Source organism: Mycobacterium sp. SM3041, from assembly GCF_039668335.1.
Lineage (GTDB): Bacteria > Actinomycetota > Actinomycetes > Mycobacteriales > Mycobacteriaceae > Mycobacterium.
In genome coordinates this window covers 1-350 of the sequence record NZ_JAYXBQ010000018.1, presented here as the reverse complement: position 1 = coordinate 350, position 350 = coordinate 1, and the positions used below count along the sequence as shown (strand labels likewise).

At 59.7% G+C, this 350-nt stretch carries 1 protein-coding gene; it reads right to left on the bottom strand.

Annotated elements, in window-relative coordinates; translation table 11 throughout:
• Positions 1-38: 38 nt before the first annotated feature.
• Positions 39-350, bottom strand: a 312-nt coding sequence (locus VXD91_RS05605; protein WP_346414885.1) for an integrase core domain-containing protein, incomplete at its 5' end; no start/stop codon positions are given.

The window sequence follows — 350 nt, the reverse complement described above, 5'->3', positions numbered from 1 at the left end:
TCCACCCGGTTTTAGAGTCGGGTTTGTTTGATCCAGATTCAGTTGATTTCGCAGGCCATCGGGGTGTGGGTGCACCTGCAGACCGCAGCGTACTCGGCCGGTGTTCGGTAGCCCAGGGCCGAGTGCCGGTGCCGGGTATTGTGCTCATGCTTGAAGTCCCCGATGACCACCCGGGCCTCCAGCAGGGTGTTCCAGTGGTTGCGGTTGAGGCACTCCTTGCGTAGCCGGTTGTTGAACGATTCGATGTACCCGTTGTTCCACGGCGTGCCCGGCGGAATGTAGGACAACCCGACCTTCCCGTCGCAGAACTGTTGCAGCGCAGAAGAAATGAATTCCGGCCCGTTGTCCAT